The 22623-nt window shown below is 44.3% G+C and carries 25 protein-coding genes; 14 read left to right on the plus strand and 11 right to left on the minus strand.

Annotated elements, in window-relative coordinates; genetic code table 11:
- The first annotated feature begins 189 nt into the window (after nucleotides 1-189).
- The 3 genes from ACOJQI_RS19080 to ACOJQI_RS19090 all read left to right on the plus strand — a co-directional run bounded on the left by ACOJQI_RS19080 (nucleotide 190) and on the right by ACOJQI_RS19090 (nucleotide 3239).
- Nucleotides 190-561: a helix-turn-helix domain-containing protein gene (locus ACOJQI_RS19080; RefSeq protein WP_421381029.1), complete on the plus strand. Its 372-nt coding sequence runs from the start codon at nucleotides 190-192 to the stop codon at nucleotides 559-561.
- A 218-nt stretch (nucleotides 562-779) separates the two neighbouring features.
- Nucleotides 780-1667, plus strand: a complete 888-nt coding sequence (locus ACOJQI_RS19085; RefSeq protein ID WP_421381032.1) for an alpha/beta fold hydrolase — start codon at nucleotides 780-782, stop codon at nucleotides 1665-1667.
- Nucleotides 1668-2075: 408 nt separating this feature from the next.
- The gene (locus ACOJQI_RS19090) at nucleotides 2076-3239 is read left to right on the plus strand and encodes a MalY/PatB family protein (protein WP_421381035.1); all 1164 of its coding nucleotides are present in this window, start codon (nucleotides 2076-2078) and stop codon (nucleotides 3237-3239) included.
- A gap of 138 nt (nucleotides 3240-3377) precedes the next feature.
- Here ACOJQI_RS19090 and ACOJQI_RS19095 read toward each other — a convergent pair whose 3' ends face one another.
- The 3 genes from ACOJQI_RS19095 to ACOJQI_RS19105 all read right to left on the minus strand — a co-directional run bounded on the left by ACOJQI_RS19095 (nucleotide 3378) and on the right by ACOJQI_RS19105 (nucleotide 5079).
- Nucleotides 3378-3926: a superoxide dismutase family protein gene (locus ACOJQI_RS19095; protein ID WP_421381038.1), complete on the minus strand. Its 549-nt coding sequence runs from the start codon at nucleotides 3924-3926 to the stop codon at nucleotides 3378-3380.
- 68 nt (nucleotides 3927-3994) lie between these two features.
- Nucleotides 3995-4201, minus strand: a complete 207-nt coding sequence (locus ACOJQI_RS19100; RefSeq protein WP_421381041.1) for a hypothetical protein — start codon at nucleotides 4199-4201, stop codon at nucleotides 3995-3997.
- Nucleotides 4202-4323: 122 nt separating this feature from the next.
- On the minus strand, nucleotides 4324-5079 hold the full coding sequence (locus ACOJQI_RS19105) for a peptidylprolyl isomerase (protein WP_421381044.1): 756 nt from the start codon (nucleotides 5077-5079) through the stop codon (nucleotides 4324-4326).
- A gap of 152 nt (nucleotides 5080-5231) precedes the next feature.
- On the opposite strand from ACOJQI_RS19105, the gene ACOJQI_RS19110 reads away from it, so the two are divergent.
- Nucleotides 5232-5630 (plus strand): kinase-associated lipoprotein B, encoded by a 399-nt coding sequence (locus ACOJQI_RS19110; protein WP_421381047.1) that lies wholly within the window; start codon nucleotides 5232-5234, stop codon nucleotides 5628-5630.
- A gap of 77 nt (nucleotides 5631-5707) precedes the next feature.
- On the opposite strand, the gene kapD is transcribed toward ACOJQI_RS19110, so the two are convergent.
- Complete coding sequence (kapD, locus tag ACOJQI_RS19115) at nucleotides 5708-6325, minus strand: 3'-5' exonuclease KapD (RefSeq protein WP_421381050.1); 618 nt, start codon at nucleotides 6323-6325, stop codon at nucleotides 5708-5710.
- Between the two features lie 295 nt (nucleotides 6326-6620).
- Between kapD and ACOJQI_RS19120 the strand changes: the two genes are divergently transcribed.
- Both ACOJQI_RS19120 and ACOJQI_RS19125 read left to right on the plus strand, forming a co-directional pair.
- Nucleotides 6621-7832, plus strand: a complete 1212-nt coding sequence (locus ACOJQI_RS19120) for an MFS transporter (RefSeq protein WP_421385514.1) — start codon at nucleotides 6621-6623, stop codon at nucleotides 7830-7832.
- Between the two features lie 51 nt (nucleotides 7833-7883).
- On the plus strand, nucleotides 7884-9734 hold the full coding sequence (locus ACOJQI_RS19125; RefSeq protein ID WP_421381053.1) for a transglycosylase domain-containing protein: 1851 nt from the start codon (nucleotides 7884-7886) through the stop codon (nucleotides 9732-9734).
- A gap of 84 nt (nucleotides 9735-9818) precedes the next feature.
- On the opposite strand, the gene ACOJQI_RS19130 is transcribed toward ACOJQI_RS19125, so the two are convergent.
- Entirely contained in the window at nucleotides 9819-10400 is a 582-nt protein-coding gene (locus ACOJQI_RS19130) for a DUF5366 family protein (RefSeq protein ID WP_421381056.1), read from the minus strand.
- 147 nt (nucleotides 10401-10547) lie between these two features.
- Nucleotides 10548-10793: a hypothetical protein gene (locus ACOJQI_RS19135; RefSeq protein WP_421381059.1), complete on the minus strand. Its 246-nt coding sequence runs from the start codon at nucleotides 10791-10793 to the stop codon at nucleotides 10548-10550.
- A gap of 361 nt (nucleotides 10794-11154) precedes the next feature.
- Between ACOJQI_RS19135 and ACOJQI_RS19140 the strand changes: the two genes are divergently transcribed.
- Genes ACOJQI_RS19140 through mnhG form a run of 7 tightly spaced genes read left to right on the plus strand, consistent with a single transcriptional unit; the run spans nucleotide 11155 to nucleotide 16892 of the window.
- Nucleotides 11155-13545 carry a Na+/H+ antiporter subunit A gene (locus tag ACOJQI_RS19140; protein ID WP_421381062.1) on the plus strand — a complete coding sequence of 797 codons (2391 nt, stop codon included), beginning with the start codon at nucleotides 11155-11157 and terminating at the stop codon, nucleotides 13543-13545.
- Nucleotides 13542-13967, plus strand: a complete 426-nt coding sequence (locus ACOJQI_RS19145) for a Na(+)/H(+) antiporter subunit B (protein WP_421381065.1) — start codon at nucleotides 13542-13544, stop codon at nucleotides 13965-13967. Before ACOJQI_RS19140 ends, ACOJQI_RS19145 begins: the two co-directional genes overlap by 4 nt.
- Nucleotides 13967-14308: a Na(+)/H(+) antiporter subunit C gene (locus ACOJQI_RS19150; RefSeq protein ID WP_421381068.1), complete on the plus strand. Its 342-nt coding sequence runs from the start codon at nucleotides 13967-13969 to the stop codon at nucleotides 14306-14308. Before ACOJQI_RS19145 ends, ACOJQI_RS19150 begins: the two co-directional genes overlap by 1 nt.
- Nucleotides 14301-15782, plus strand: coding sequence for a Na+/H+ antiporter subunit D (locus ACOJQI_RS19155; protein ID WP_421381070.1), 1482 nt, complete (start codon nucleotides 14301-14303; stop codon nucleotides 15780-15782). Before ACOJQI_RS19150 ends, ACOJQI_RS19155 begins: the two co-directional genes overlap by 8 nt.
- Before the next feature lie 6 nt (nucleotides 15783-15788).
- Complete coding sequence (locus ACOJQI_RS19160) at nucleotides 15789-16265, plus strand: Na+/H+ antiporter subunit E (protein WP_421381072.1); 477 nt, start codon at nucleotides 15789-15791, stop codon at nucleotides 16263-16265.
- Nucleotides 16265-16549 carry a Na(+)/H(+) antiporter subunit F1 gene (locus ACOJQI_RS19165; protein WP_421381074.1) on the plus strand — a complete coding sequence of 95 codons (285 nt, stop codon included), beginning with the start codon at nucleotides 16265-16267 and terminating at the stop codon, nucleotides 16547-16549. Before ACOJQI_RS19160 ends, ACOJQI_RS19165 begins: the two co-directional genes overlap by 1 nt.
- Nucleotides 16533-16892 carry a monovalent cation/H(+) antiporter subunit G gene (gene mnhG / locus ACOJQI_RS19170; protein ID WP_421381077.1) on the plus strand — a complete coding sequence of 120 codons (360 nt, stop codon included), beginning with the start codon at nucleotides 16533-16535 and terminating at the stop codon, nucleotides 16890-16892. The genes ACOJQI_RS19165 and mnhG overlap by 17 nt, the downstream gene beginning before the upstream one ends.
- A gap of 557 nt (nucleotides 16893-17449) precedes the next feature.
- On the opposite strand, the gene ACOJQI_RS19175 is transcribed toward mnhG, so the two are convergent.
- Nucleotides 17450-17818 carry a DUF2188 domain-containing protein gene (locus tag ACOJQI_RS19175; protein WP_421381080.1) on the minus strand — a complete coding sequence of 123 codons (369 nt, stop codon included), beginning with the start codon at nucleotides 17816-17818 and terminating at the stop codon, nucleotides 17450-17452.
- A gap of 121 nt (nucleotides 17819-17939) precedes the next feature.
- On the minus strand, nucleotides 17940-18341 hold the full coding sequence (locus tag ACOJQI_RS19180; RefSeq protein ID WP_421385515.1) for a PaaI family thioesterase: 402 nt from the start codon (nucleotides 18339-18341) through the stop codon (nucleotides 17940-17942).
- 193 nt (nucleotides 18342-18534) lie between these two features.
- On the opposite strand from ACOJQI_RS19180, the gene ACOJQI_RS19185 reads away from it, so the two are divergent.
- Nucleotides 18535-18930, plus strand: coding sequence for a hypothetical protein (locus tag ACOJQI_RS19185; RefSeq protein WP_421381083.1), 396 nt, complete (start codon nucleotides 18535-18537; stop codon nucleotides 18928-18930).
- A gap of 68 nt (nucleotides 18931-18998) precedes the next feature.
- On the opposite strand, the gene ACOJQI_RS19190 is transcribed toward ACOJQI_RS19185, so the two are convergent.
- The 3 genes from ACOJQI_RS19190 to ACOJQI_RS19200 all read right to left on the minus strand — a co-directional run bounded on the left by ACOJQI_RS19190 (nucleotide 18999) and on the right by ACOJQI_RS19200 (nucleotide 22422).
- Nucleotides 18999-19226: a hypothetical protein gene (locus ACOJQI_RS19190; protein WP_421381086.1), complete on the minus strand. Its 228-nt coding sequence runs from the start codon at nucleotides 19224-19226 to the stop codon at nucleotides 18999-19001.
- Nucleotides 19227-19372: 146 nt separating this feature from the next.
- Entirely contained in the window at nucleotides 19373-20689 is a 1317-nt protein-coding gene (locus ACOJQI_RS19195; protein ID WP_421381089.1) for a Na+/H+ antiporter family protein, read from the minus strand.
- A gap of 227 nt (nucleotides 20690-20916) precedes the next feature.
- On the minus strand, nucleotides 20917-22422 hold the full coding sequence (locus tag ACOJQI_RS19200; RefSeq protein ID WP_421381092.1) for a leucyl aminopeptidase: 1506 nt from the start codon (nucleotides 22420-22422) through the stop codon (nucleotides 20917-20919).
- Nucleotides 22423-22623 lie beyond the last annotated feature (201 nt).

Raw genomic sequence — 22623 nt, forward strand, 5'->3', positions numbered from 1 at the left:
GGGACAGTCCCCCAGCGCATTAACGCGTTAATGCGCTGAGAGGGACTGTCCCTTTTCATGCGGGAAAGCGGTGAAGCGGTGAAGAAGCATAGCCGCAATCCTCACATTTTGTTCAATGATTTTATGACTTATTCTGCCTTGTAAATGGTAAGATAATGGTATAAAGGTTAATTTGATGGAGGGATTTATATGTCTCATTTTGGTCAAAATTTAAAATTATTACGTGAAGAACGGAATATCAGCCAAGAAGAATTAGCCATGCGCGCAAGGCTCGGAAGAAAAACGATTGAAAAATATGAAAGCGGCAGTCAAATTCCAGACACGCAAACCATCCTGAAGCTTTCCACTGTCCTGGATGTCCCCGCTTCCGAAATGCTTGAACGAGAATTACTGGAAAGCCATCCCCAAGGAATTGACCAGGAGATTGAACAGCTGATCAACGAAATTGGTACAAAAAAGGCCAAACTGATCCTCCGAAAAGCCAAAGAATTTTCCGAAGAGGACTTCTTACGAGTGATGCAGATGCTTTACGAAATCAAGTACGGCTCTGCGGTAGAATAACTTTCCTCAAAATAATGTATAAATTTTGCTGAAAGGGGCAATGCTTTTATTAAGCTTTCTAAGTATTCCCCCTTTTGTTTTCATTGTGGACGGTATTTTTTTATACCGTCCTATTTTTTTTGCCCCCTAACCTAACCTTCATAATTACAATTCATGGTGTTTTTTTACTCATGCAGGGTAGAATACAAGTACCTATTCTTATCAGGAGTGAGAGTAAAATGAACGATATAACGTACAAGGTAAATATTAATGACGGAGAAGTCTTTTATGAATATCACCGCCACCCGTCTGCCACTGAAACCTTTGTCCTGCTCCATGGATTTCTTTCCTCTACGTTCAGCTTCCGGCACCTGACCCCTCTGTTGAAGGAACAGTACAATGTTATATCCGTTGACCTTCCCCCGTTTGGTCAAAGCGGAAAGAACAAGGAATTCGTCTATTCATACGAAAACCTTGCCAGGACAGTCATCCTTCTAATGGAAAAGCTCGAAATCGATCGTATTCATTTGATCGGCCACTCCATGGGCGGACAGATTGCCCTTAACGTCATGAAACAGAAGCCGGAGTTGGTTGAGAAAGGGATCCTGCTATGCAGCTCGGGCTACCTGAAGAAAATGAAGTGGCCCATCACCATGCTCAGCTACATTCCCTTTTTCCACCTGTATGTAAAAATGCACCTGGCGAAATCAGGTGTACGCCAGAACCTTGAAAATGTCGTTCATGACTCAAAAATGATTAATGATGAAATGATGTTCGGCTACTTAAAGCCTTTCCTGGACGATGATATCTTCCGGGCACTAACAAGGATGATCCGCCATCGCGAAGGGGATCTGAGCCAGCATGACCTGAACAATATCGAAACACCCTGCCTATTAATCTGGGGCAAACATGACCGCGTGGTTCCCCTCAATGTCGGCAAGAGGCTCAATAAGGATCTGCCAAATTCCAAATTACTTGTTCTCGAAAAGACAGGACACCTTGTACCTGAAGAACGGCCAAAGGATGTTTACGACTATATCCGCGCCTTCACAGAGCAGGAATTTTCAGAACAGAAAGTGGAATCCAAAAGTCAAAACCCAATTTCGAATTCACTGCCGGTAACCTAAAAAAGGATGTTCACCTGGAATCATTTCATTCCGGATGAACATCCTTTTCCTAAATCGAACTTCTTCTTCATAATCAAAATAATTCTTTTGCCAGGATGATGATTAACATCTTTTAAAATGGCTGTATTTTAAGAAATTGTTATTTTGAAACACAGTGTACTTTTGAAATAGAATTGTTGATTGTAGCGAAGCTGTCCGATCTCCTGCGGGACTAGCGGGACAGGTGAGACCCCGCAGGAGAAGCCGAGGAGGCTCACCGCCCGCCCCGCGGAGTCGTACAGCTGGAGCGAAGATCAACTCCGCCAATCTAATTGCTGCAAGCAAATGTTTTTCATCTTATGTCCGCATATTTTAACATATTATAGAGAACACGTTTTTTCTACTTATTTCAAGAAGGGTGTGATCCAGATGTACAATTTTGATATTTCCCCAAACCGAAAAGGCACATCATCGGTCAAATGGGACCTGACCAAAACAGTCTTCGGCCGGGAAGACGTGCTTCCGATGTGGGTTGCAGATATGGATTTCCCCCCACCGCCGGAAGTCATTGATACGCTGAATGACCGTGTCTCACATGGTATATTCGGCTATACATTCACTGGTGATCCATTAGGCAACGCGGTCAGCAGCTGGATGAAAGAACGTCATGACTGGGAAATCAAGAAAAGCTGGCTATTGTACAGTTCCGGCATCGTCCCTGCCATTGCCACCATTATCAGAGCGTTTACGGAAAAAGGGGACAGCATTCTGATGCACTCTCCGGTTTACACTCCATTCTTCAGCCTTGCTGAAAAGAATGACCGGGAAGTAAAGAAAAGCCCGCTTCAATTAAAAGATGGACAGTATACAATTGATTTTGAAGCATTTGAAGAAACTCTAAAATCAGGCGTGAAGATCTTCCTCCTCTGCAGTCCCCATAATCCAGGCGGACGCGTTTGGAAAGAGGATGAACTGATAAAAATGGCGGAACTCTGCCAAAAATACAATGTCCTGATTGTCTCGGATGAGATCCATGCGGACCTTGTACATAAGCCAAACAAGCATCTTCCGATTTCTTCAATAAAAAAAGAATATGAAGATTTCATAATCACGCTTGCGGCACCAAGCAAAACTTTCAACATTGCCGGCCTGCAAGCATCGGCCATGATTATCCCCAACCAAAAGTTACGGGAAAAAGTGTCAGAAGAACAGCAGAAGCAAGGAATCTTCACCCTGAATACATTCGGTGTCATCGGAATGGAAGCGGCCTACCTTCATGGAGGTGAGTGGCTGGACAGCCTGCTGGATTATCTGGCAGATAACATTAAAGAGGTTAAGTCGTTTGTGGAAAAAGAACTACCTGAGTTGTCCGTCATGGATCCGGAAGCGACCTATCTATTATGGATCGACTTCCGCAAACTAGGAAAGCCTGAACAAGAACTGCAAGACCTGCTCTTGAACAAAGGAAAACTCGCTCTTGAACCCGGCAGCAAATTCGGTCAGGACGGTGAAGGATTCTTCAGGATGAACATTGCCTGCACGAGGGAAACACTAAAAGACGGGCTGGAGAGATTGAAAAAGGCGCTAACCTGACAAGCAGGGGATATCCCTTGCTTGTTTTTTTTACAGAGTAGACACTTTAACGCATCACTGCACTAAGAGGGACAGTCCCTTTCACCACGGTGATGCGTCAAAGCAATAAAAAAGCTGGCAACCAGCGGTTGTCAGCTTTTATTCTTTGACTTTTTCTTTTTCACTAGTGATTTCGCCGCAGGCAATCCGCACTCCTGATTCCCCTGCAGGCTGGGACATTCCGTCATCCTGTCCTTCATGAATGACGATTGAAGTTCCTTCTTTAGTGAATAGGGATGTCGGTCCTTTTGTAAGTGTGACCAGCGGGGCCATGATTTTTCCCTTAAAAGAGCCGTCGTCCTCTACTATCAAGTTAGGAAGGTCGCCTGCGTGTGCCCCTTTTGGGTGAAGAAGCCCATGTTCTTTATCTTCCGGATTGAAATGGTTTCCGGCAGACACAAAATCAGGCCGCTCACATTTCCCTGTTTCATGGATATGTATGGCATGGACCCCTGGCGGCAGCCCCACAAGATCCAGATCCATTTCCACCCCGGAAGTCATCTCCTGCAACGTAGCCTTTCCTAAAGAGTCGCCTACTGGATTCATTATATCAACCTCGGTCTTCTTCGGGTTTTGAACCTTTTCAATTGCACAGCCCTGAAGCAGGATGGCTGACGCCAGCAATCCTGTCACTATCTTTGCATGCATGATATCTCCTCCAACAACAAAATCATCTATACCATTGTTGCCTTTGTTGGAGGAAAATATTCTTTATTTCAGCCCCGATTCTCGTCAGACGCCCTTCTTGCTTCTTCTTCCGCCTGCTTGGTCTTTTCTTCCTCTTTTTTCGATATCTTAATAAACCAGCGGAAGGTCAGGACCGCAGCCGTACCAAAAAGGATCATCCAGAATGCGGCCGGAATGTACTCTGTTTTGTCCTCCGGGAAATAGAGGAACAAATTTAAAATAAATGCGTTAAGCATAATAATCTCCTTTCAAACTTCTTGAGCTGTAGCCATTATATCAATTCCCCCATTTTAAAACCATGTCCAAAATCAAAACAAAAGCAGCTGCCCCGAAACGGGTACAGCTGCCTTCCACACTCTTATTCTTTAATGATTTCCATTTTTTCAATCACAACATCTTCGGCAGGTTTGTCATTTGCCCCTGTTTCAACAGCGGCAATCTTATCCACAACATCCATTCCCTCGATGACTTGCCCAAATACCGTATGACGATTATCGAGGTGAGGAGTGCCGCCCCGCTCCATATATGTTTCAATCGCCTTCTTGCCGAACCCTGCTTGAATCATTTGCTGCTCCAATGCAGGATCGAGGTTTGAGTTTTGAACGATGAAGAACTGGCTTCCGTTCGTATTAGGTCCCGCATTTGCCATTGAAAGGGCTCCACGGATATTCAGCAGTTCTTTTGAAAACTCGTCTTCAAAAGGTTCACCCCAGATGCTTTCTCCGCCTGTTCCGTTACCTTGAGGGTCTCCCCCTTGAATCATGAAGTCACTGATGACCCGATGAAAAGTAACACCATCATAGTAACCTTCCTTGCTGTGGGTCATGAAGTTTTCCACTGCCTTCGGGGCCTGCTCAGGGAATAACTTGATTGTAATGTCCCCCATATTCGTCACCATTTTGACAGCTTTTTCGTTTTCCTGGATTTCATCCGTCAGCTGCGGATAGTTGACATCGCTGTCATCCACCGGCTCAGCTGTTTCTTGTTCCGGCTCACTTCCTGCGGTTTCATTTTGGCTGTTATCCTGGCTCTGCTCTTCCTGGTTTGCTGTACCGCATGCTGCCAACATCAGCAAGAGAAGCGCTGCTGCAGCAATTGCTAAATATTTTTTCACGAAAATTCCTCCGTCTTTTAAAAGATTCTTTGTATGTATAATAGTTGATAGTCCAGTAACTGGCAACACTCTTTATTATGAATTAGAATGGATGTAATTGCTATATACCGAAAGACTGTTTTCAAAAAAAGATTTATATTGGAGGATGACCCATGTCTGGATTCAAAAATGGAGACATTGTAACGGCACTATATAAAACAGGGAAGTACATAGGAGAAGTCACCGACTCCCGACCGGGTGTTTATGTTGTCAAAATCCTGTCCGTCTTAAAACACCCGCGCCAAGGGGACCTGCACAATCCGAAAGATGTGGACGTTCCCCTGTTCCATGAAAGAAAAGCGCTGGCTTTCAGAGAAAGGGCCAATATCCCAGAAAAGATGGTAAAGCCTTATGAGGGAGAGGTTCCTGACTACAATGACTCGCTGATCACTGCATTTAATGAGTCAAAAGCTCAGTTGGAGTCACAGGATTCTGACTTTGCCCAAAAAAGCCTGGAAACGCTGGAGAGTGTAAAGAGGGAATACGAATTGATGTATTCAATTACTCTTTAATGTGAAGGACAGCAGCCTGCCCCCTTCCATTATCTTCTGCAAAACTAAAACCCAAATCAATTTGTGATTTGGGTTTTTCAAGCCATCTGATTAAAAAGTTTGGATAGGTCGATACGATCGCCGATGGTTGTCGGTTCCGCTTTGTCCAGATACTTCTTATCTTTTTCCACTAATTTATAAATATGATATGTCGTCAATGCATCATCCAGCGCCTTGTGATGCTTCCCGACACCCTCCCGGCCATATTCCTGGACTGCTTTCCATAAGCCTGTTTGATTCTGATCCCCAAAAAACCGCTTATATTCCATTGACAGGTCGATGAACTCTCCTGTAAACGGAAAATCGACTCCAGCCTTACTGCAGTTGTTCCGCAGTACCTTCATATCCATATTGCCCCAGGTAATGATCTTATTCTTCCCTCTCTGATTCAATTCTTTCAAGTACTGCACCAAAGAATGAAAAGGTATCCCGTTATCCACATCCGTCTGGGAAATCGATAAAAATTGTTTACAGCGCTTCGTTAATACCGGAAAGGCAGAAGGTTTCACATATGATGAAAACTTGTCAGTGACTTTTCCGTTCTGCACAGCCACCAGCCCTGTCTCAATGATTTCAGGGTAAAAGCCGCGCGGGTTTTGGTGCCTCTCCGGCATGGAAAATTCAAAATCAATGATAATCAATTGATTGCCTTTCAACTGAACTCCCTCCAATCATTCGGTTATTCCAACTCCACCATACTGGACTGCCCTGTCAAAAAATCCTCTGCGTCTTTATTCTATTTATTATATCATGATTACACCAAAAATTATGACAATTTAGAATAAAAAGCGAATATTGCGATTCAGCACCATATGGACTGGGTAAGTGACAGTCACCACCCGGTTTTTGTCGAACCAAATAGTAACTCTTGCAGATACGAGCTGATATTTTGTAATATTAATATTTAGAGAATCGAAATATATTTTAATAAACTTAAAGAAGGTGTTATTTATCTCTATAGAAAAAAGAAACTTGACGATCATGTGGTTTGCCAATTTTCTGGTTGCAGCCAGCGCCACGATGGTTCTTCCGTTTCTTTCCCTTTACTTAGAAACCTTTGGAAACTACGACAGTGCATTTATCCAGCGGTGGTCAGGCTATGTATTTGGCATTACCTTCCTTGTAGCATTCTTTATTTCTCCTATTTGGGGAAGGGTCGGCGATAAATACGGATTCAAACCGATTCTGCTGATTACCGGTTATGGAATTTCCCTATCGATTTTCATGATGGGATTCGTTGATTCGGTGCTTGGCTTGTTCCTGCTTCGAATGGCCATGGGGGCTGTCACAGGGTTCATCCCCACCTCAATTGCCCTCATTTCTGCCCAGACACCGAAAGAAATTGCCGGAAGAACCCTCGGAACTCTTCAGATGGGAACTGTGTCCGGTGGGTTATTCGGACCTGTACTTGGAGGCCTGATGGCAGATTCATTTGGATTTTCCTATACCTTCATCATTACCTCCATCGCCATTGCCCTGGCGGCTACCGGCGTGTTATTCGGCATTCAGGAAGTCCGGAAAACATCTAAAACGAAAACGAATAAAACCCGCTATTCCAGCAGAGAGGTCCTGCAGCACATAGTAAAGCATAAGCTGCTTCTGACTGTGATGATCATTTCCTTCATCATCCAGGTAGCAAACTTCAGTGTCCAGCCGCTGTTGGCCCTCTATGTTGATGAACTGACTGCCACAACCAATATCGCTTTTCTGGCAGGGCTTGCTTTTTCCGCAACAGGGGTCGGCAATCTGCTGGCTACAAGAAAATGGGGCAAGCTCGGGGATGAAATCGGCTATGAGAAGGTGCTCTCCATCTTGCTTGTATTGGCCTGTATTTTCATCATTCCACAAGCCCTTTCTGAAGAGCTTTGGCAGCTGGTCCTTTTCCGTTTCCTGTTCGGGATTGCCATTGGCGGCATGATTCCAAGTGTCACTGCCTATATCAGGCAGGAAGCCCCTCTTTCCATGCAGGGTGAGGTTCTTGGCTATAACCAGAGCTTCCGTTTCCTGGGGAATGTAGCCGGGCCGGCATTGGGTGGTATATTATCCGGGTTCACAGGAATTTCCTCCATTTTCTATATAACGGGTGCTTTATTCTTGGCGGCTTTTGGATTATTATGGTGGAGTATGCGGCATTCCGAAAATTACGTAAATGAGCCGTATTAATTTCTGAAGCCTTTTTTCAGAATCGAATAACGCTAGAGATGAGTTGAAAGCATGAGAACCGTCGCCGGTTATATTTTAGTATTTTCATTGTTTCCTTTTTTTCTGTTCATCCTTTTTTCTTCCGCAAAAGAGGTTCATAAGGTAGAAGGGTTTCATAATGCCCTCGAAGATGCCGTCAGTGAGGATCAGTTCAATATCACTAAGACCAGTTTGATAACCGATAAAGATGGAAACATATTTTCCGAGATGAACAGACCCTTCCGCCTGTATGCGGATCATGATGAAATTCCTGACTTTGTAAAGGAAGTCCTGGTTGCATCAGAAGATCAGCATTTCTATGAGCACGTCGGTTTTGATGCAGGCGCGATTATGAGGGCACTTGTCAAAAACCTTGTCTTCACCCATATTCAGCAAGGCGGGAGTACCATTACGCAGCAGCTGGCAAGAAACCTTTATCTTGGCCAGGAGAAAACGTATAACCGAAAGTTGACCGAGTTATTTTATGCACATGAAATTGAGAAATCATTAAGTAAAGAAGAAATCATGGAGCTGTACCTCAATATCATCTACTTCAGCAACGGAGTTTATGGGATTGAAACAGCATCACAATACTATTTCCAGAAACCGCTCGGTGAACTGAATAAAGCAGAACTTGCCTTTATTACAGCAATCCCGAACAATCCAAATAAATATGACCCTGTCGACCATTTTGACCAAACGAAAGTCAGGCAGGAACGGCTTTTGGACATTATGCAGCAAACAGGGAAGCTGGCGGCAAAAGAAGCTGATGAACTGAAAAAAGTACCCATTCAGTTGAATGTCCGCAAAAAGACAGACAAGTACCCTGATTACGCCGTGTATGCCGAATCGGAATTTCGCGAGCTTGTTGCCAAGCAAGAAGGTTTTCTGAAAAAGCTTGGGGAAGCAAAAAATGAAGAAGCAAAGCGGAAAATCTACGATGCCTTTGATAAGCGGATGAGTGATCTCATCAATTCCGGCATCATCATTCATACCTCTCTCGACCGTGTCACGCAGGAAAAAAGCACGGACGCTGTTCAGAACAGGTTAACCTATAAGGGGATCGAAGGAGCCAGTATTACAATTGATAATGAATCGCGGCAGATCATTGCGATGACAGGCGGAAAGCATTATCAAAAGTATAACTTCCATCATGCCTATCAAGCATTCCGCCAGCCGGGTTCTGTGATAAAACCGCTTTTGGTGTACGGACCTTACATTGAAGAGACCAAGGCATCCATTGCCGAAAGGGTAAGTGCTGATAACTACTGCATTGGCAATTACTGCCCGGTCAATTATGGAGGAAGGCAATACGGCACCGTCACAATGAATACCGCATTTTCACAATCCTATAATACCCCGGCCCTCCGCTTATTTGAGAAAGTCGGAATTGAAAATGCGTTTTCGAAATTGGAAAAGTTCAATTTTGAAAAAGTCCAGGAACAGGATCATACGTATGCCGCTTCCATAGGGGGCTTTACTTATGGCATGTCGCCCCTTGAGATGACGGATGCCTATACGTCCTTTATTGATGGCAGTTATCAGCCCTCCCATGCCATCACGAAGGTAACGGACTACAACGGAAAAGTATTGTATGAATGGAAAGAACCGAGAGAATCTATCTGGTCCCAGCCGACAACCGAGAAGATCAGGGCAATGCTGGGAAATTCCCTTCAAAACGGGACGGGGAAATGGGCACAACTAAACAAACCATATGCAGGTGTCAAAACCGGTACAACCAATAACTATAACGATTACTGGGTTATTGGCCTTACCGACTCCTACACCACAGGGGTCTGGGTTGGATACGATATCCCCCGGAACATGGAATCCATTGAAAGAGACCGGCCAAGCCACCTGATTTGGAGAGATATCATGAAGTAGACCGGAGTTTTCAGGCTCTGGTCTTTTTTTCCAAAAAAGGAAAAGGTATCGAAACAACAAGTTTCGATACCTTGGCTTTCAGTCCTATTCATTTAACTTAACTTCCGAAATGATTGGCAAGCTTGCCAGCAATCCATTATATAACTTCAGGATGACCAGAAAGACAATTAAGAATAATGAAGACCATGTGATCACCTGAAAAAAGATGACACCGAATAATCCCGGTTTTGTCAGGGACGGACTGATTTTATAGATGAAATAAACAAAATAAGCAATCGATGTCACAAGAAAAATGGCTAAAAGCCCCAAGAAGGACTTCAGGCTGGCAACCGATACCACTGCACCGATAAAGTAAACCATCGATCCGGACCGAACCTGACGGAGGATTTCTCCTTCATTATCCTGTGAGAAAAACAGAAGGGAAACTTCATTTATGGTTTGGGCAATCAGCTTTAACGCAGCAAATACCATGAAACAAACAATCATGAGGAAGATCAACAGAATGAATTTCAACTCAAGGTCTGACAGGAACTCACGCATTCCTGGATAGACACCAATTTTTTTAAAGAGGTCTACAAACACTTCCACACCATAAACGGAAAACGTCAAACTGAACAATAATATAGAAAACAAAGGCAAATAGCCTGTCAAATATGTATTTCGCACGCAGTTCTCCCCTAGAATTAATTTACCGCATGTCCATCATAATCTTTTATGGGCGGATTGAAAAGGGGGAGGCTGCCGCCTTAGAATTAATCCATAAAAAAAGAGCAGCAGCTCTTCTTTTTATTTAGGATTGCTTCTCTCTTTATGTTATCTTGCAAGCCTGATATATTCTCTCGGTTTAAAAGGTTCAGGACCGGCTTCTTCCTGCAGGTCTGCGACAGGCTCAACCTCAATAACAGCTTCGGCATCCACCACTTCATCTTTTAAAGCAGAAGGCTGCAGCAAGTTTTTATTTGCCCATTGATTCTTTTTGTCCTCCTGTTCCTGGACATACCAGGCGCCAATAAACAAGCTGGAAAAAATCATGGCTGAAACCGTTTTTTTCATTCGCATACTACATCACCACCTATGGATAGCATGCGCTTTTTTGGTTCATACTATTCGCTAGAATGGAGATTTCCATATAGGAATCAACCTGGAAAACAAACAGTGGGCAGCAGGAATCATGACCGAAAAACATTTTCCTGAAAAAATTTTCACCGCTGTTTTTGCCGTGTTCTTTCATATTTAATATCATAGTTGAACCTTGCCCGCCGCTGCAGACTTTCATAAATGCAAGCGTCATTTTTTTACGTTATAATTTCTTTTGAGGTTTTCTTTAGGGATATCAGAGACCTGGAGCAAAAATGGATTACATATAAGGAAGATGATAAGTGTGAATGATAAATAAAAAATTTTATAAGGGGGTTTTTCGGTGACATTATTACATTGGGCAATTATTTCACCTTTTTTAGCGGCTATTCTTGTACCGTTTCTCTATAAAAAGCTGCGTTCTATACATACCGGATGGTTTGTCCTCATTCTTCCCGCAGTGCTTTTTCTATACTTTTTTCAATTTCTTAAAATAACTGCAGATGGAAAGGCAATTCAGGAAACGGTTGAATGGATGCCGTCTTTCGGTATCAACTTTACCGCTTATGTCGACGGCCTGAGTTTGCTGTTTGCTTTGCTGATCACCGGGATCGGCTCTCTTGTTGTTCTCTATTCGATATATTATTTATCAAAAGAAAAAGAACAACTGCACAACTTTTACGTTTATTTGCTTCTGTTTATGGGGGCCATGCTTGGTGTTGTGCTCTCTGATAACTTGATTGTCCTTTATATGTTCTGGGAATTCACTTCTATATCTTCTTTCCTGCTGATCGGCTATTGGTACCATCGTGACCGTTCACGTTATGGGGCACAAAAATCAATGCTGATAACTGTTTTTGGCGGGTTGTCCATGCTTGGAGGATTTTTGCTGCTCTATCTGATGTCCGGTACGTTCAGTATCCGTGAACTGGCCGCAATGGCAGATACACTTATTACTGAACCATTGTTTCTAGGTGCCTTGATCTTGGTTTTGCTTGGTGCTTTTACAAAGTCTGCACAGTTTCCGTTCCACATCTGGCTTCCTGATGCTATGGAAGCACCGACACCTGTCAGTGCTTACCTGCATTCCGCTACGATGGTTAAAGCGGGGATTTATCTCGTTGCCCGTATGAGCCCTGTTTTTGCCGAATCAGGGGTTTGGCTGTGGCTTGTCGCCAGTTTTGGAATCGTCACACTCTTCTGGGGATCATTCAATGCAGTAAAGCAAACAGATTTGAAAGGGATCCTTGCTTTTTCAACAGTCAGTCAGCTCGGATTGATTATGTCACTGCTTGGAATCGGAGCCGCTGCTCTTCATTATGATTATCTTGATGAGAATATTTATGGTGTAGCTACAATGGCCGCTGTTTTTCATCTCATTAACCATGCTACCTTTAAAGGAAGCCTGTTCATGGTGGTCGGAATCATCGATCATGAAACAGGTACAAGGGATATCCGCAAACTTGGCGGATTGATGAACTTCATGCCGATTACGTTTACGGTCTCAGTGATTGGAGCCTTTTCCATGGCTGGCCTGCCGCCATTTAATGGGTTCCTGAGTAAGGAAATGTTCTTTACCGGAATGGTACAGGTTCTTGAGATGGATATTTTCAACCTTGAAACATGGGGCTTCTTATTCCCTGTTTTGGCTTGGGTGGGAAGCGTATTCACGTTCATTTACAGCATGCTCGTTGTCTTCAAGCCGTTTACCGGAAAGCATCAGCCTGAAAAGCTGGATAAAACGCCTCACGAAGCACCGCTTGGCATGCTGATTTCACCGGTCATCCTTGCGTCGCTTGTGATCGTATTCGGCTTCTTCCCGAATATCCTTACAAGTACGATGATTGAGCCCGCTGTTTCAGCCATCACACAGCTTGAGGTAGAAGATTCACATATTTATTTCTGGCACGGGTTCACTCCGGAATTATTCATGACCTTAGGCGTTATCCTTTTCGGTGTCTTGCTTTATACACTTCTGCCAAAGTGGAAAGGGATTTACAATACGATACCAGAAAGACTTACATTAAATTCGTTTTATGACAATGGCTTGGCAAAAGGTGAACGCGGAGCCTTTAAGCTGACCAGGTCGTATATGACCGGCTTCATCAGAAGCTATCTTGTGTATATATTCACGTTCCTGATAGGGATCCTGATTGTTACGATGGTTGTAAAAGATGCATTCGACATTGATATGACGGACCTGGCACCGATCGGGGTGTATGAAGTCATCATTGCACTTATCATGGTGGTCAGTTCCATCACGATTCTTTTTGCGAAATCACGCCTGACTTCCATCATTGCATTGGGAGCAGTCGGATATTCCGTATCGCTGTTCTTTGTCCTGTTCCGCGCACCTGACCTGGCACTTACACAACTGGTCATTGAAACCGTTTCGGTTGCGCTGTTCCTGCTTTGCTTCTATCACCTGCCGCCATTAAGCAGACATGAAGAAAGAATGAGCTTTAAACTTGGGAATGCGTTGATTGCCATCGGAGTCGGAGCAGTGGTCACCCTTATTGCGATCGCTTCATACAGTACGAAGCTGTTCAGTTCCATTTCGGAATACTATATTGAAAATGTCTATGAAGAAGCAGGCGGAAAGAATATGGTTAACGTTATCCTCGTTGACTTCCGCGGCTTTGATACTTTATTTGAAATCTGTGTTCTCGGTATTGCTGCATTGGGAATTTTCTCGATGATCAAACTGAGATTGACAAGGAGGAAAGAAGGATGAAGAAAACGAATGACGTAATCCTTCAAACCACGACAACCGTTGTCAGTTTCATCATTATTCTGTTTTCAGTCCAGCTTTTCTTCGCGGGACATTACTATCCAGGGGGAGGATTCATTGGCGGACTGATGACATCAGGAGCGCTGGTGCTTCTTTTGCTTGCATATGACATCAAGACCGTCAGCAAAATCCTTCCGATCGATTATAAACTGCTGATTGCAATCGGATTGTTACTTGCTGTCGGTACAGGGGCCGGAGCGTTGTTGTTCAATGTTCCATTCCTTACCCATGCTTATGAATATTTCCACCTGCCTCTTTTAGGGAAAACATCACTGCATACAGCAGTAATTTTTGATACAGGTGTTTATCTTGTCGTTATCGGAGTAACGATGACCATTATTCAGACGATTGGAGTGAGCGAATAATGGAAATTTTAATGGCCATAGTCATTGGCATCCTTTTTACCAGTGCAGTCTATCTGATGCTTTCTAAGAGCCTGCTTCGTATCATTATTGGTACAGGCCTGCTCAGCCATGGGGCACATTTGCTGCTCCTTACAATTAGCGGCCTGAAAGAAGGCGCACCGCCTCTTTTGGGCGAACATGCCGAATCATATGTAGATCCACTGCCTCAAGCATTAATTTTGACGGCGATTGTTATCAGTTTTGGTGTCACTTCCTTTTTCCTGGTGTTGGCTTACCGGGCGTACCAGGAACTTGGGACTGATAACGTGGATCAAATGAGAGGAAACGAAGGAAATGATTAATTTACCGTTATTGCCCATTATAATCCCGTTGTTTACAGCGATTATCCTCATGTTTTTTGGAAAGAACGTCACCATGCAGAAATGGATCGGAGCCATTGCAACAGCAGGGACTGTCATTGCTTCGATCATTTTAGTCAATGTTGTCAGGACCGAAGGGATCCAGACAGTCAACCTCGGCAGCTGGGAGGCTCCATTTGGTATCACGATGGTCTCTGATATGCTGTCAGCTCTTCTTGTCACGACAACGAGCATCATCACGTTCTTTGTCCTTCTCTACTCTTTCCGTTCAATCGGCAAAGACAGAGAACGGTTTTACTTCTATCCTGTCGTCCAGTTTTTGCTGGTCGGGGTAAACGGAGCTTTTACAACAGGTGATATTTTCAACCTGTTCGTGTTCTTTGAAGTCATGCTGATGTCATCTTATGTTCTTCTTGTTCTTGGAGGCACAAAGGTCCAGCTGAGGGAATCAATCAAGTACATACTTGTGAACATTATTTCATCGGCACTATTCGTTGTTATGGTAGCCTATCTATACTCTGTTGTAGGCACTTTGAATATGGCCGACATCTCTGTGAAAATAGCAGAAGCCGACCAGCCTGGAATCCTGACGGTCATTGCCGTTATGTTCCTCGTAGTCTATGGACTGAAGGGCGCCATCTTTCCATTGTATTTCTGGCTGCCTGGTTCCTACTATGCTCCGCCTACACCGGTATTGGCATTATTCGGGGCGTTATTGACGAAGGTCGGGGTTTACTCAATCATGAGGACCTACACCCTGTTCTTCTATCATGATACAGGATATACACATACCATTTTGGCATGGCTTGCGGTCATCACCATCATCGTTGGGTGTATCGGCGCCATCGCTTACTGGGATGTTAAGAAAATCATCATTTACAACATCATCATCGCCGTCGGCGTCATCCTTTTCGGGGTTTCGGTCATGTCTCCTGAATCTCTTGAAGGGTCCATCTACTACTTGATTCATGACATGATTATCAAAGCCGCGCTGTTCTTGCTGGTCGGGGTCATGATTGCCATTACAGGCACCAGCAACCTGCGCAAGATGGGCGGCCTTATAAAAGATTATCCATGGCTTGGATGGACTTTCCTGATCGCCTCGCTGACACTTGCGGGAATTCCACCTTTCAGCGGTTTCATTGGAAAGGTGCTGTTAGTAAGAGGAAGCTTTGCAGCTGAAGCCTATATTGGAGGCGGCATGATTCTTCTCTCCAGTCTGTTTGTCCTTTATTCGGTCATCAAGATTTTCTTGAACGGAGTATGGGGAGTTCCCAAGGAATATGACGGAAGGAACAAGCACAATGCCTCCTATTTATGGGGCTGCGCAGTCTTCCTGGTCATCCTTGCAGTAGCTTATGGAGTAGGTGCTGAAGCTGTCCGTCCGCTCATCTCACAGGCGTCAGAGGCACTGGCAGATCCGGGAATCTATATACAAGCAGTACTAAAGGAGTAATGTAGAATGGCCTTTCAAATTTTATTGAATTTCTTTCTAGCTTTTCTGTGGATGTTTTTGCAAGTATCTTTTACTTCAACATCCTTTATCATAGGATACATTCTCGGACTGATCATTACATTTGCATTCAGAAGGTTCTTTAACTCCCGGTTCTATATGTATCGTGTCTTCGCGGTCATCAGCCTTCTGCTTCTGTTCTTAAAAGAGCTGGTACTATCGAATATAGCGGTGTTAAAAACAATCCTAAAGCCCAAACTGGATATAAAGCCTGGGATATTCGCACTTCCCACTGAATTGAAGACAGATTGGGAAATCACGCTGCTTGCCAACTTGATCACCCTGACACCGGGAACACTGGTTGTGGATATTTCTTATGATAATAAAATTTTGTATATCCACACCATCGATATCGATGACGTTGATGAAGCAGTCGATGATATCAAGAATTCATTCGAAAAAGCCATCATGGAGGTGAGCCGCTGATGCTTCATACCATCATACAAATTTCATTGCTCGCCGTTTCCATTTCGATGATTGGACTAATTTACCGGGTCATTGTCGGCCCGACAACGCCGGACAGAGTGGTAGCATTGGATGCCTTGGGGGTCAATTTGATTGCCATCATCGCTTTGGCATCCATGCTGCTTCATTCGAAATCCTTCCTGGAAGTCATTTTGCTGATTGGGATCCTGGCCTTCATCGGAACAGTGGCCTTCTCAAAATTCTTAGAAAAAGGGGCGATTATCGAGCATGACCGAGATCATTAGATTCTTCATTGGATTCTTCCTTATTGCCGGCTCGTTCCTTACTCTTGTCACAGCATTCGGCCTTATCCGCCTGCCTGATGTCTATACCCGCAATCACGCAGCTTCCAAGAGTGCAACACTGGGGGTAATGTGCATTTTGCTCGGCACTTTCCTTTTCTTCTTTTTGGAAGAAGGACACTTTAACTCCAGGCTTATACTCGGAATCATCTTCATCTTCATCACTGCCCCGGTTGCAGGTCACTTGATTTCAAGAGCAGCCTACAACAGCGGCGTGGCCCTTTGGGAAAAAAGCGTACGGGATGACCTGAAAGGAAAGCAGAAGTACGAAGAGAAAAACATGTAATAAAAAAGGACTGCATCCCGGGGTTTCCGGAATTCTGCAGTCCTTTTCTATAAGGTTCTAAGAACTCCGCTAGATGCTCTTTTCTTCAACAACCTCTTCCTTGGGACTCTAGAACCCTTCTAGACGCCTTTTTCCCCTGACAACCTCTTCCTTCGGGTATCTAAAACCCTTCTAGACGCCTTTTTCCATAGACCTCCTCTTCCTTCGGGACTCTAGAACCCTTCTAGACGCCCTTTTCCTCCAACAACCTCTTCCTTTGGGAATCTAGAACCCTTCTAGACGCCCTTTTCCTCCAACAACCTCTTCCTTTGGGAATCTAGAACCCTTCTAGACGCCCTTTTCCTCCAACAACCTCTTCCTTTGGGACTCTAGAACCCTTCTAGACGCCTTTTTCCTCCAACAACCTCTTCCTTCGGGACTCTAGAACCTTTCTAGACGCCCTTTCCTCCAACAACCTCTTCCTTCGGGACTCTAGAACCCTTCTAGACGCCCTTTCCAACAATCATCAAAAAAGGACTGCAGCCCGGGGTTTCCGGATTCTGCAGTCCTTTTTTATATCAGTTGTCGTATAATCTATCCTCCACATCCCCGTCTCCTTTATGGATGACAAGGATGCCATCATGGTCATTCACGTATGACTTCGCTTTATCAAGCAAATCTTCCTTTGTATCTTCTGTATAGATCGCCTTCTCGCTGCCTTCTTTCTTAAGTTCCCAACCATCATCATTGGACCTGATATGAAACTCTGGTTTATCCTCAGAATCACCATCTACATATTTTTCCGCGCGGTCCGTTGCAATGGCAATCGCCCTTCCTTCATCATAGTCTTCACGAAGTAAAGCATTACCGATCTCTATTGCTTTATTGCGCACATCTGACGAAAGGTTTTTCCATGAAGCAGGATAATCATTTTTCGACCAAGGCATACGATCCTCTCCTTTAACAGTATTTCTATTTAAAATTCCCGGTTCAGGAGAAGGTAAACATTCCCTTTAACACATTAAAGCACTGAGGGACTGTCCCCCAGTGCTTTAGTGTGTTAAAGGATTATCTTTTTGGTACGACGGCCATGGTACAGCGCGATACGCAGATCAGGCTGTCTTCTTCATCCGTAATCCGGATATCCCAGACCATCGTGCTTTTTCCCTGATGGATGACTGTAGCCGTTGCCGTGACGACACCATCTTTTTTGGCCTTGATATGATTGGCATTGATTTCAAGCCCGAAGCAAATTTCTTTTTCCAGATCAATCAGTTCAACGGCCCCGACACTTGCCACCGTTTCCGCCAATGCGACGGAAGCGCCGCCATGCAAGAATCCGAAAGGCTGCCTTGTCCTCTCATCAACCGGCATTGTCGCTACCACTCTGCCTTTCCCCAGTTCAATGAATTCCATTCCTAATGCGCTGATCAATGTATTCTCACTATTCAAATTGGTCACCTCTTCTATTGATTGCTTAAGCTAACTTTCTCGATATATGTTCAGAAATCCTTTTTTATAGGGTAAGTTTTTCTTTCAATGGTGTTGAAGCTGTTCTGATGGAGTATACGAATATAGCGAAAACATCATGCATATAGTTCTTTATGAACAGGAAACGATTGTATTTTTTCGGCTCAGGACTATGTTTGAAAGGGGTCAATATATGCACAGATACCATCCCTTCTATACACCGATACAGCGGCCGCAAACGCCGAGATGGCCGCCTGTCAATCCCTATTATCAAGTGCACCGCTATCCGCAAGCCTATCCTCCAGTGGAACCGGAACAATTTATGGACTCTGCTGATAAAACCAAACCGTTATTGAATGATGCCCAACTCATCATGGATAGGGTTTCTAAGTCAAAAGATTATGCGTCCAAACTGATGGATGCGGCCCAGAGATCCAAAATGGATGAGATAAACCGCCTGATTAAAGGGACTGGTGTCAAAAGCACTCCCGGAATTAAGTTTAACCCGGACGGTTTCACCCTGATTTTCAGCAATAAAACAGCTAATATTGATTGCTGTCATTTAACCATCATCCTAAGGTGGAAGTAACTAAAAACATATTTAAGGACCAAACCCCATGGGTTTGGTCCTTTATTTGGTGAAAAAGCTTTATTTGATTAATAATACGGGTAAGACCCATACCCCGCATAAGGATAGCCTCCATACCCATATCCATACCCTGGATAAGGTCCGTATCCGTAAAACGGCGGTCTATAGTAAGGTGGTCTAACAAGCGCTCCCCCGAGCACACCGCCTAATACCCCTCCAAGAAAAGGAAGGCCGAATCCCCAGCCGAATCTATTACCGTGATGCGGGTTTCTATAGTGAAATCGAGGATCATTCATATCTGCATACCTCCTTATATATTTAAGGCTTCATTACCTATGTATGCAAACAATCTCCCAGGTGCATGGGCACTCTCCTACTTCACGCCTTTTTCTAGGTAAACATCATAAAAATGGGCACTCCGTCAAAGAAGCGCCCATTTGTTTTATAAAATTATCGCTGCAATCCAGCCAAACAAAATCATTGGGATATTGAAGTGCAGGAATGTCGGTACACATGTATCCCAGATATGGTTATGCTGTCCGTCCGCATTCAGCCCGGCCGTCGGCCCAAGAGTCGAGTCGGAAGCAGGTGAGCCTGCGTCTCCAAGCGCTCCTGCCGTACCAACAATCGCAACTGTCGCAAGGGGACTAAACCCAAGTTCCAAAGCAAGCGGTACGAAAATAGCTGCAATGATCGGAATGGTTGCAAAAGAAGAACCGATTCCCATCGTGACAAGAAGCCCGACAATCAACATGAGCAATGCGGCAAGAGATTTATTTCCGCCAATGATATCTGAAGTTGCTTCAACCAATGTATCCACATGGCCTGTCGCCTGGACAACAGCTGCAAAACCGTTGGCTGCAATCATGACAAATCCAATGAAAGCCATCATTTTCATACCTTCTGTCAACACACCATCGGCATCAGTCCATTTAACAGAACCTGAAATGTACAGGATGGCCAAACCAGCTAATGCACCGAAAATCATGGAGTCTAGTGCAAGCTGGACATATAGTGCTGCAATGATCGATAGCACCGCAAAGATAATTCCCTTTCTCGTATAAACCGTCTGAGTCTCTGTCTTTTGTTCGGCAATTTTCTTATATTGACGAGGTTTTCTATAACTGAAGAAAACAGCTGTCAATAGACCAACCACCAGGCCAGCTGTCGGCAGAAGCATGGCTTTTGGAATATCAGCCATAGCCACTGCGAGTCCGCTGGATTCCATATTCTGCGCGATGATTTCATGGAACATGAAACCGAAACCGTAAGGCAGTAAGATGTATGGCGCTGTGAGACCAAAGGTTAAAACAGAAGCAATCAGCCTGCGGTCGATTTCAAGCTCCACCATCACTTTCAAAAGAGGCGGAATTAGAATCGGGATAAAAGCAATATGGATCGGAATCAGATTCTGTGAAAAACAAGCCATAAGTAAGATGGAAAAAACAATAAGGGCTTTAGACAAAGCTTTTCTTCTGGAATCTCTCTCCTTCCCCACCACCTTGATGACGAAGTCCACCAGGAGGTTCGGAATCCCTGTATAGGAGATTGCGACAGCAAATCCTCCAAGCAAGGCGTAACTGATGGCGATATTCGCTCCTCCGCCTAATCCTTCTGTAAAAACATTGACCGTTTCATTTATTCCTAAACCGCCTGTCAGACCGCCAGCCAGTGCGCCGGCAACCAATGCGAACACGACATTCACACGGAGCAGGCTGAGAACAAGCATGATCAGGACAGCAACGATGACTGCATTCATGATGAAAATCTCCTTCCAAAACTATATCATTTTATTTTACTTTAGTTCGCTAAATCGTTAGAGCATTAAAATACCTTTCCTAATCTATCAGATGGTTTGGATACTGTCAATGCTTTAGTCTGCTAAATTACTAAAATGTTTTATTCCAATTTTTTCTCTTGTAAGATATAACAAGTTTATACTAAACAAAAAAAGCTTGCCCTAAAAGAGGCAAGCTTCTCATCGTATTATTTTTCTGAAGTTTCAAAGCGTTCAACAAGCAATGCTAGTGTACGCGCCATGACACCGGTTGCTCCCGCAGGTCCCAGATTGTGGTCAGACTTTGAAGTAGCCGTTCCAGCGATATCAAGGTGAACCCACGGCGTTCCTTCAGCAAACTCTCCTACGAAGGCACCACCCATGATGGCATGTCCTTCTCTTCCCGGCGAATTGTTCAAGTCAGCAATTTTACTGCTTCTGACTCTTTTCTTGTCATTCTCCGTGTATGGAAGTCTCCAAATGAATTCTCCCGCTTCCGATGAAGCTTCCAGTACTTGTTCGAACAGACCTTCATCATTCGTTAAAGCACCTGTTTTGTCATTACCCAAAGCGACAATTACGCCGCCTGTCAATGTAGCGACATCAATCAGGTAGTTAGCGCCATGATGTTTAGCGTATGTCATACCGTCTGCAAGGGCAAGTCTTCCTTCTGCATCGGTATTCAGGACTTCGATCGTCTTTCCGCTCATGGCCGTGATGACATCATCCGGTTTGAAAGCATTCCCGCTGACCATATTGTCAGTTGAAGGGATGACAGCCACCACGTTTTGTTCAGGCTTTAGTTCACCGATGATTTCCATCGCGCCAAGAACAGCTGCCGCGCCTCCCATATCGGTTTTCATGCCGACAATGCCGTCTTTCGGTTTAAGGGAGTATCCGCCTGTATCAAACGTGATTCCTTTTCCGACAAGCCCGATCACATCGTTCCATTCGTCTCGTCCTTGGTACTTCAGTACAATCATTTTAGGAGGCTCTACAGAACCTTGGTTGACCGCAAGAAGTGCGCCCATTCCCAGTTTCTCCATCTCTTCTTTATCAAGGATCTCCACTTCGAACTCATATTTTTTACCGATCTCCGCAGCATAATCCGCAAGTTTTGTAGAAGTCAGAATGTTACCCGGTGCATTTACCAACGCGCGCGCGGAGTTCACACCTCGTCCATGAGCATAGCCAACCTTAAGGGCTGCTTCAACCTCAGCACTATCATGCGAAGAAAAGGCAGTCAAGCTGTTGATGAAGGTTTCAGGGACATTTCCTTTGTGCTTGTAGCCAGGGAATCTGTACGTCGCCATTGTGAATGCTTCGCTGACAGCATGAGCGATATCCGATGCATCAAACTGTTCTGTCGTCAGTGTGTCCAAAGCAACGGCAAATGAAGAGATTTTCATTTCCTGGATCGCTTTAGAAGCGGCTCCGACTGCTTCTCTCAATTCATCAAATGAAAGGTCTTTTGCTTTTCCTAGTCCTACAAACACAAGGCGTTTTGCAGGAATTTTACCGAAAGTATGTACTTTGGAAACAGCTTTAAGCTTTGAGGAGAGGTCCCCTGCTTTCACTAATTCCGTTAACTGTCCGTCGAACTTTGAATCCAGCTCGGCAAGCTCTCCTGTGAATTCAGGGGCATTGAACAGTCCTACCAGGATACATTCCTGATCTGTGTTAAAGAATCCATTATTATCAACTGTAAATTTCATTTAAAAGCACCTCCACCCTAATTATATAAAAGTTTTCGATATATTTCGAACGAGAGGGACCCATTGGCGGCATTTAAGTGAAGTATTTCTGTTTCCATGATTTACTATGGTATAATTGGGAAAACATTTTATGAGACAGAACGGGAAAATAAAAAGCGGAAAGGCCCCGTTCAGCGGCGTACAGATTGGAGGGCTCTCGCA

Source organism: Bacillus salacetis (assembly GCF_049177075.1).
Taxonomy (GTDB): Bacteria; Bacillota; Bacilli; order Bacillales; family Bacillaceae_B; genus Rossellomorea; species Rossellomorea salacetis_A.

Excerpts from the sequence above, each read along its gene's own strand:
- ACOJQI_RS19145 (WP_421381065.1), top strand. The coding sequence starts at position 13,542 with ATGAAGAAAACGAATGACGTAATCCTTCAAACCACGACAACCGTTGTC.
- ACOJQI_RS19090 (WP_421381035.1), top strand. The coding sequence starts at position 2,076 with ATGTACAATTTTGATATTTCCCCAAACCGAAAAGGCACATCATCGGTC.
- ACOJQI_RS19165 (WP_421381074.1), top strand. The coding sequence starts at position 16,265 with ATGCTTCATACCATCATACAAATTTCATTGCTCGCCGTTTCCATTTCG.
- ACOJQI_RS19155 (WP_421381070.1), top strand. The coding sequence starts at position 14,301 with ATGATTAATTTACCGTTATTGCCCATTATAATCCCGTTGTTTACAGCG.
- ACOJQI_RS19110 (WP_421381047.1), top strand. The coding sequence starts at position 5,232 with ATGTCTGGATTCAAAAATGGAGACATTGTAACGGCACTATATAAAACA.
- ACOJQI_RS19080 (WP_421381029.1), top strand. The coding sequence starts at position 190 with ATGTCTCATTTTGGTCAAAATTTAAAATTATTACGTGAAGAACGGAAT.
- ACOJQI_RS19095 (WP_421381038.1), bottom strand. The coding sequence starts at position 3,926 with ATGCATGCAAAGATAGTGACAGGATTGCTGGCGTCAGCCATCCTGCTT.
- ACOJQI_RS19190 (WP_421381086.1), bottom strand. The coding sequence starts at position 19,226 with ATGAATGATCCTCGATTTCACTATAGAAACCCGCATCACGGTAATAGA.
- ACOJQI_RS19125 (WP_421381053.1), top strand. The coding sequence starts at position 7,884 with ATGAGAACCGTCGCCGGTTATATTTTAGTATTTTCATTGTTTCCTTTT.
- ACOJQI_RS19160 (WP_421381072.1), top strand. The coding sequence starts at position 15,789 with ATGGCCTTTCAAATTTTATTGAATTTCTTTCTAGCTTTTCTGTGGATG.
- ACOJQI_RS19185 (WP_421381083.1), top strand. The coding sequence starts at position 18,535 with ATGCACAGATACCATCCCTTCTATACACCGATACAGCGGCCGCAAACG.
- ACOJQI_RS19100 (WP_421381041.1), bottom strand. The coding sequence starts at position 4,201 with ATGCTTAACGCATTTATTTTAAATTTGTTCCTCTATTTCCCGGAGGAC.
- mnhG (WP_421381077.1), top strand. The coding sequence starts at position 16,533 with ATGACCGAGATCATTAGATTCTTCATTGGATTCTTCCTTATTGCCGGC.
- ACOJQI_RS19085 (WP_421381032.1), top strand. The coding sequence starts at position 780 with ATGAACGATATAACGTACAAGGTAAATATTAATGACGGAGAAGTCTTT.
- ACOJQI_RS19195 (WP_421381089.1), bottom strand. The coding sequence starts at position 20,689 with ATGAATGCAGTCATCGTTGCTGTCCTGATCATGCTTGTTCTCAGCCTG.
- ACOJQI_RS19175 (WP_421381080.1), bottom strand. The coding sequence starts at position 17,818 with ATGCCTTGGTCGAAAAATGATTATCCTGCTTCATGGAAAAACCTTTCG.
- ACOJQI_RS19135 (WP_421381059.1), bottom strand. The coding sequence starts at position 10,793 with ATGCGAATGAAAAAAACGGTTTCAGCCATGATTTTTTCCAGCTTGTTT.
- ACOJQI_RS19200 (WP_421381092.1), bottom strand. The coding sequence starts at position 22,422 with ATGAAATTTACAGTTGATAATAATGGATTCTTTAACACAGATCAGGAA.
- ACOJQI_RS19150 (WP_421381068.1), top strand. The coding sequence starts at position 13,967 with ATGGAAATTTTAATGGCCATAGTCATTGGCATCCTTTTTACCAGTGCA.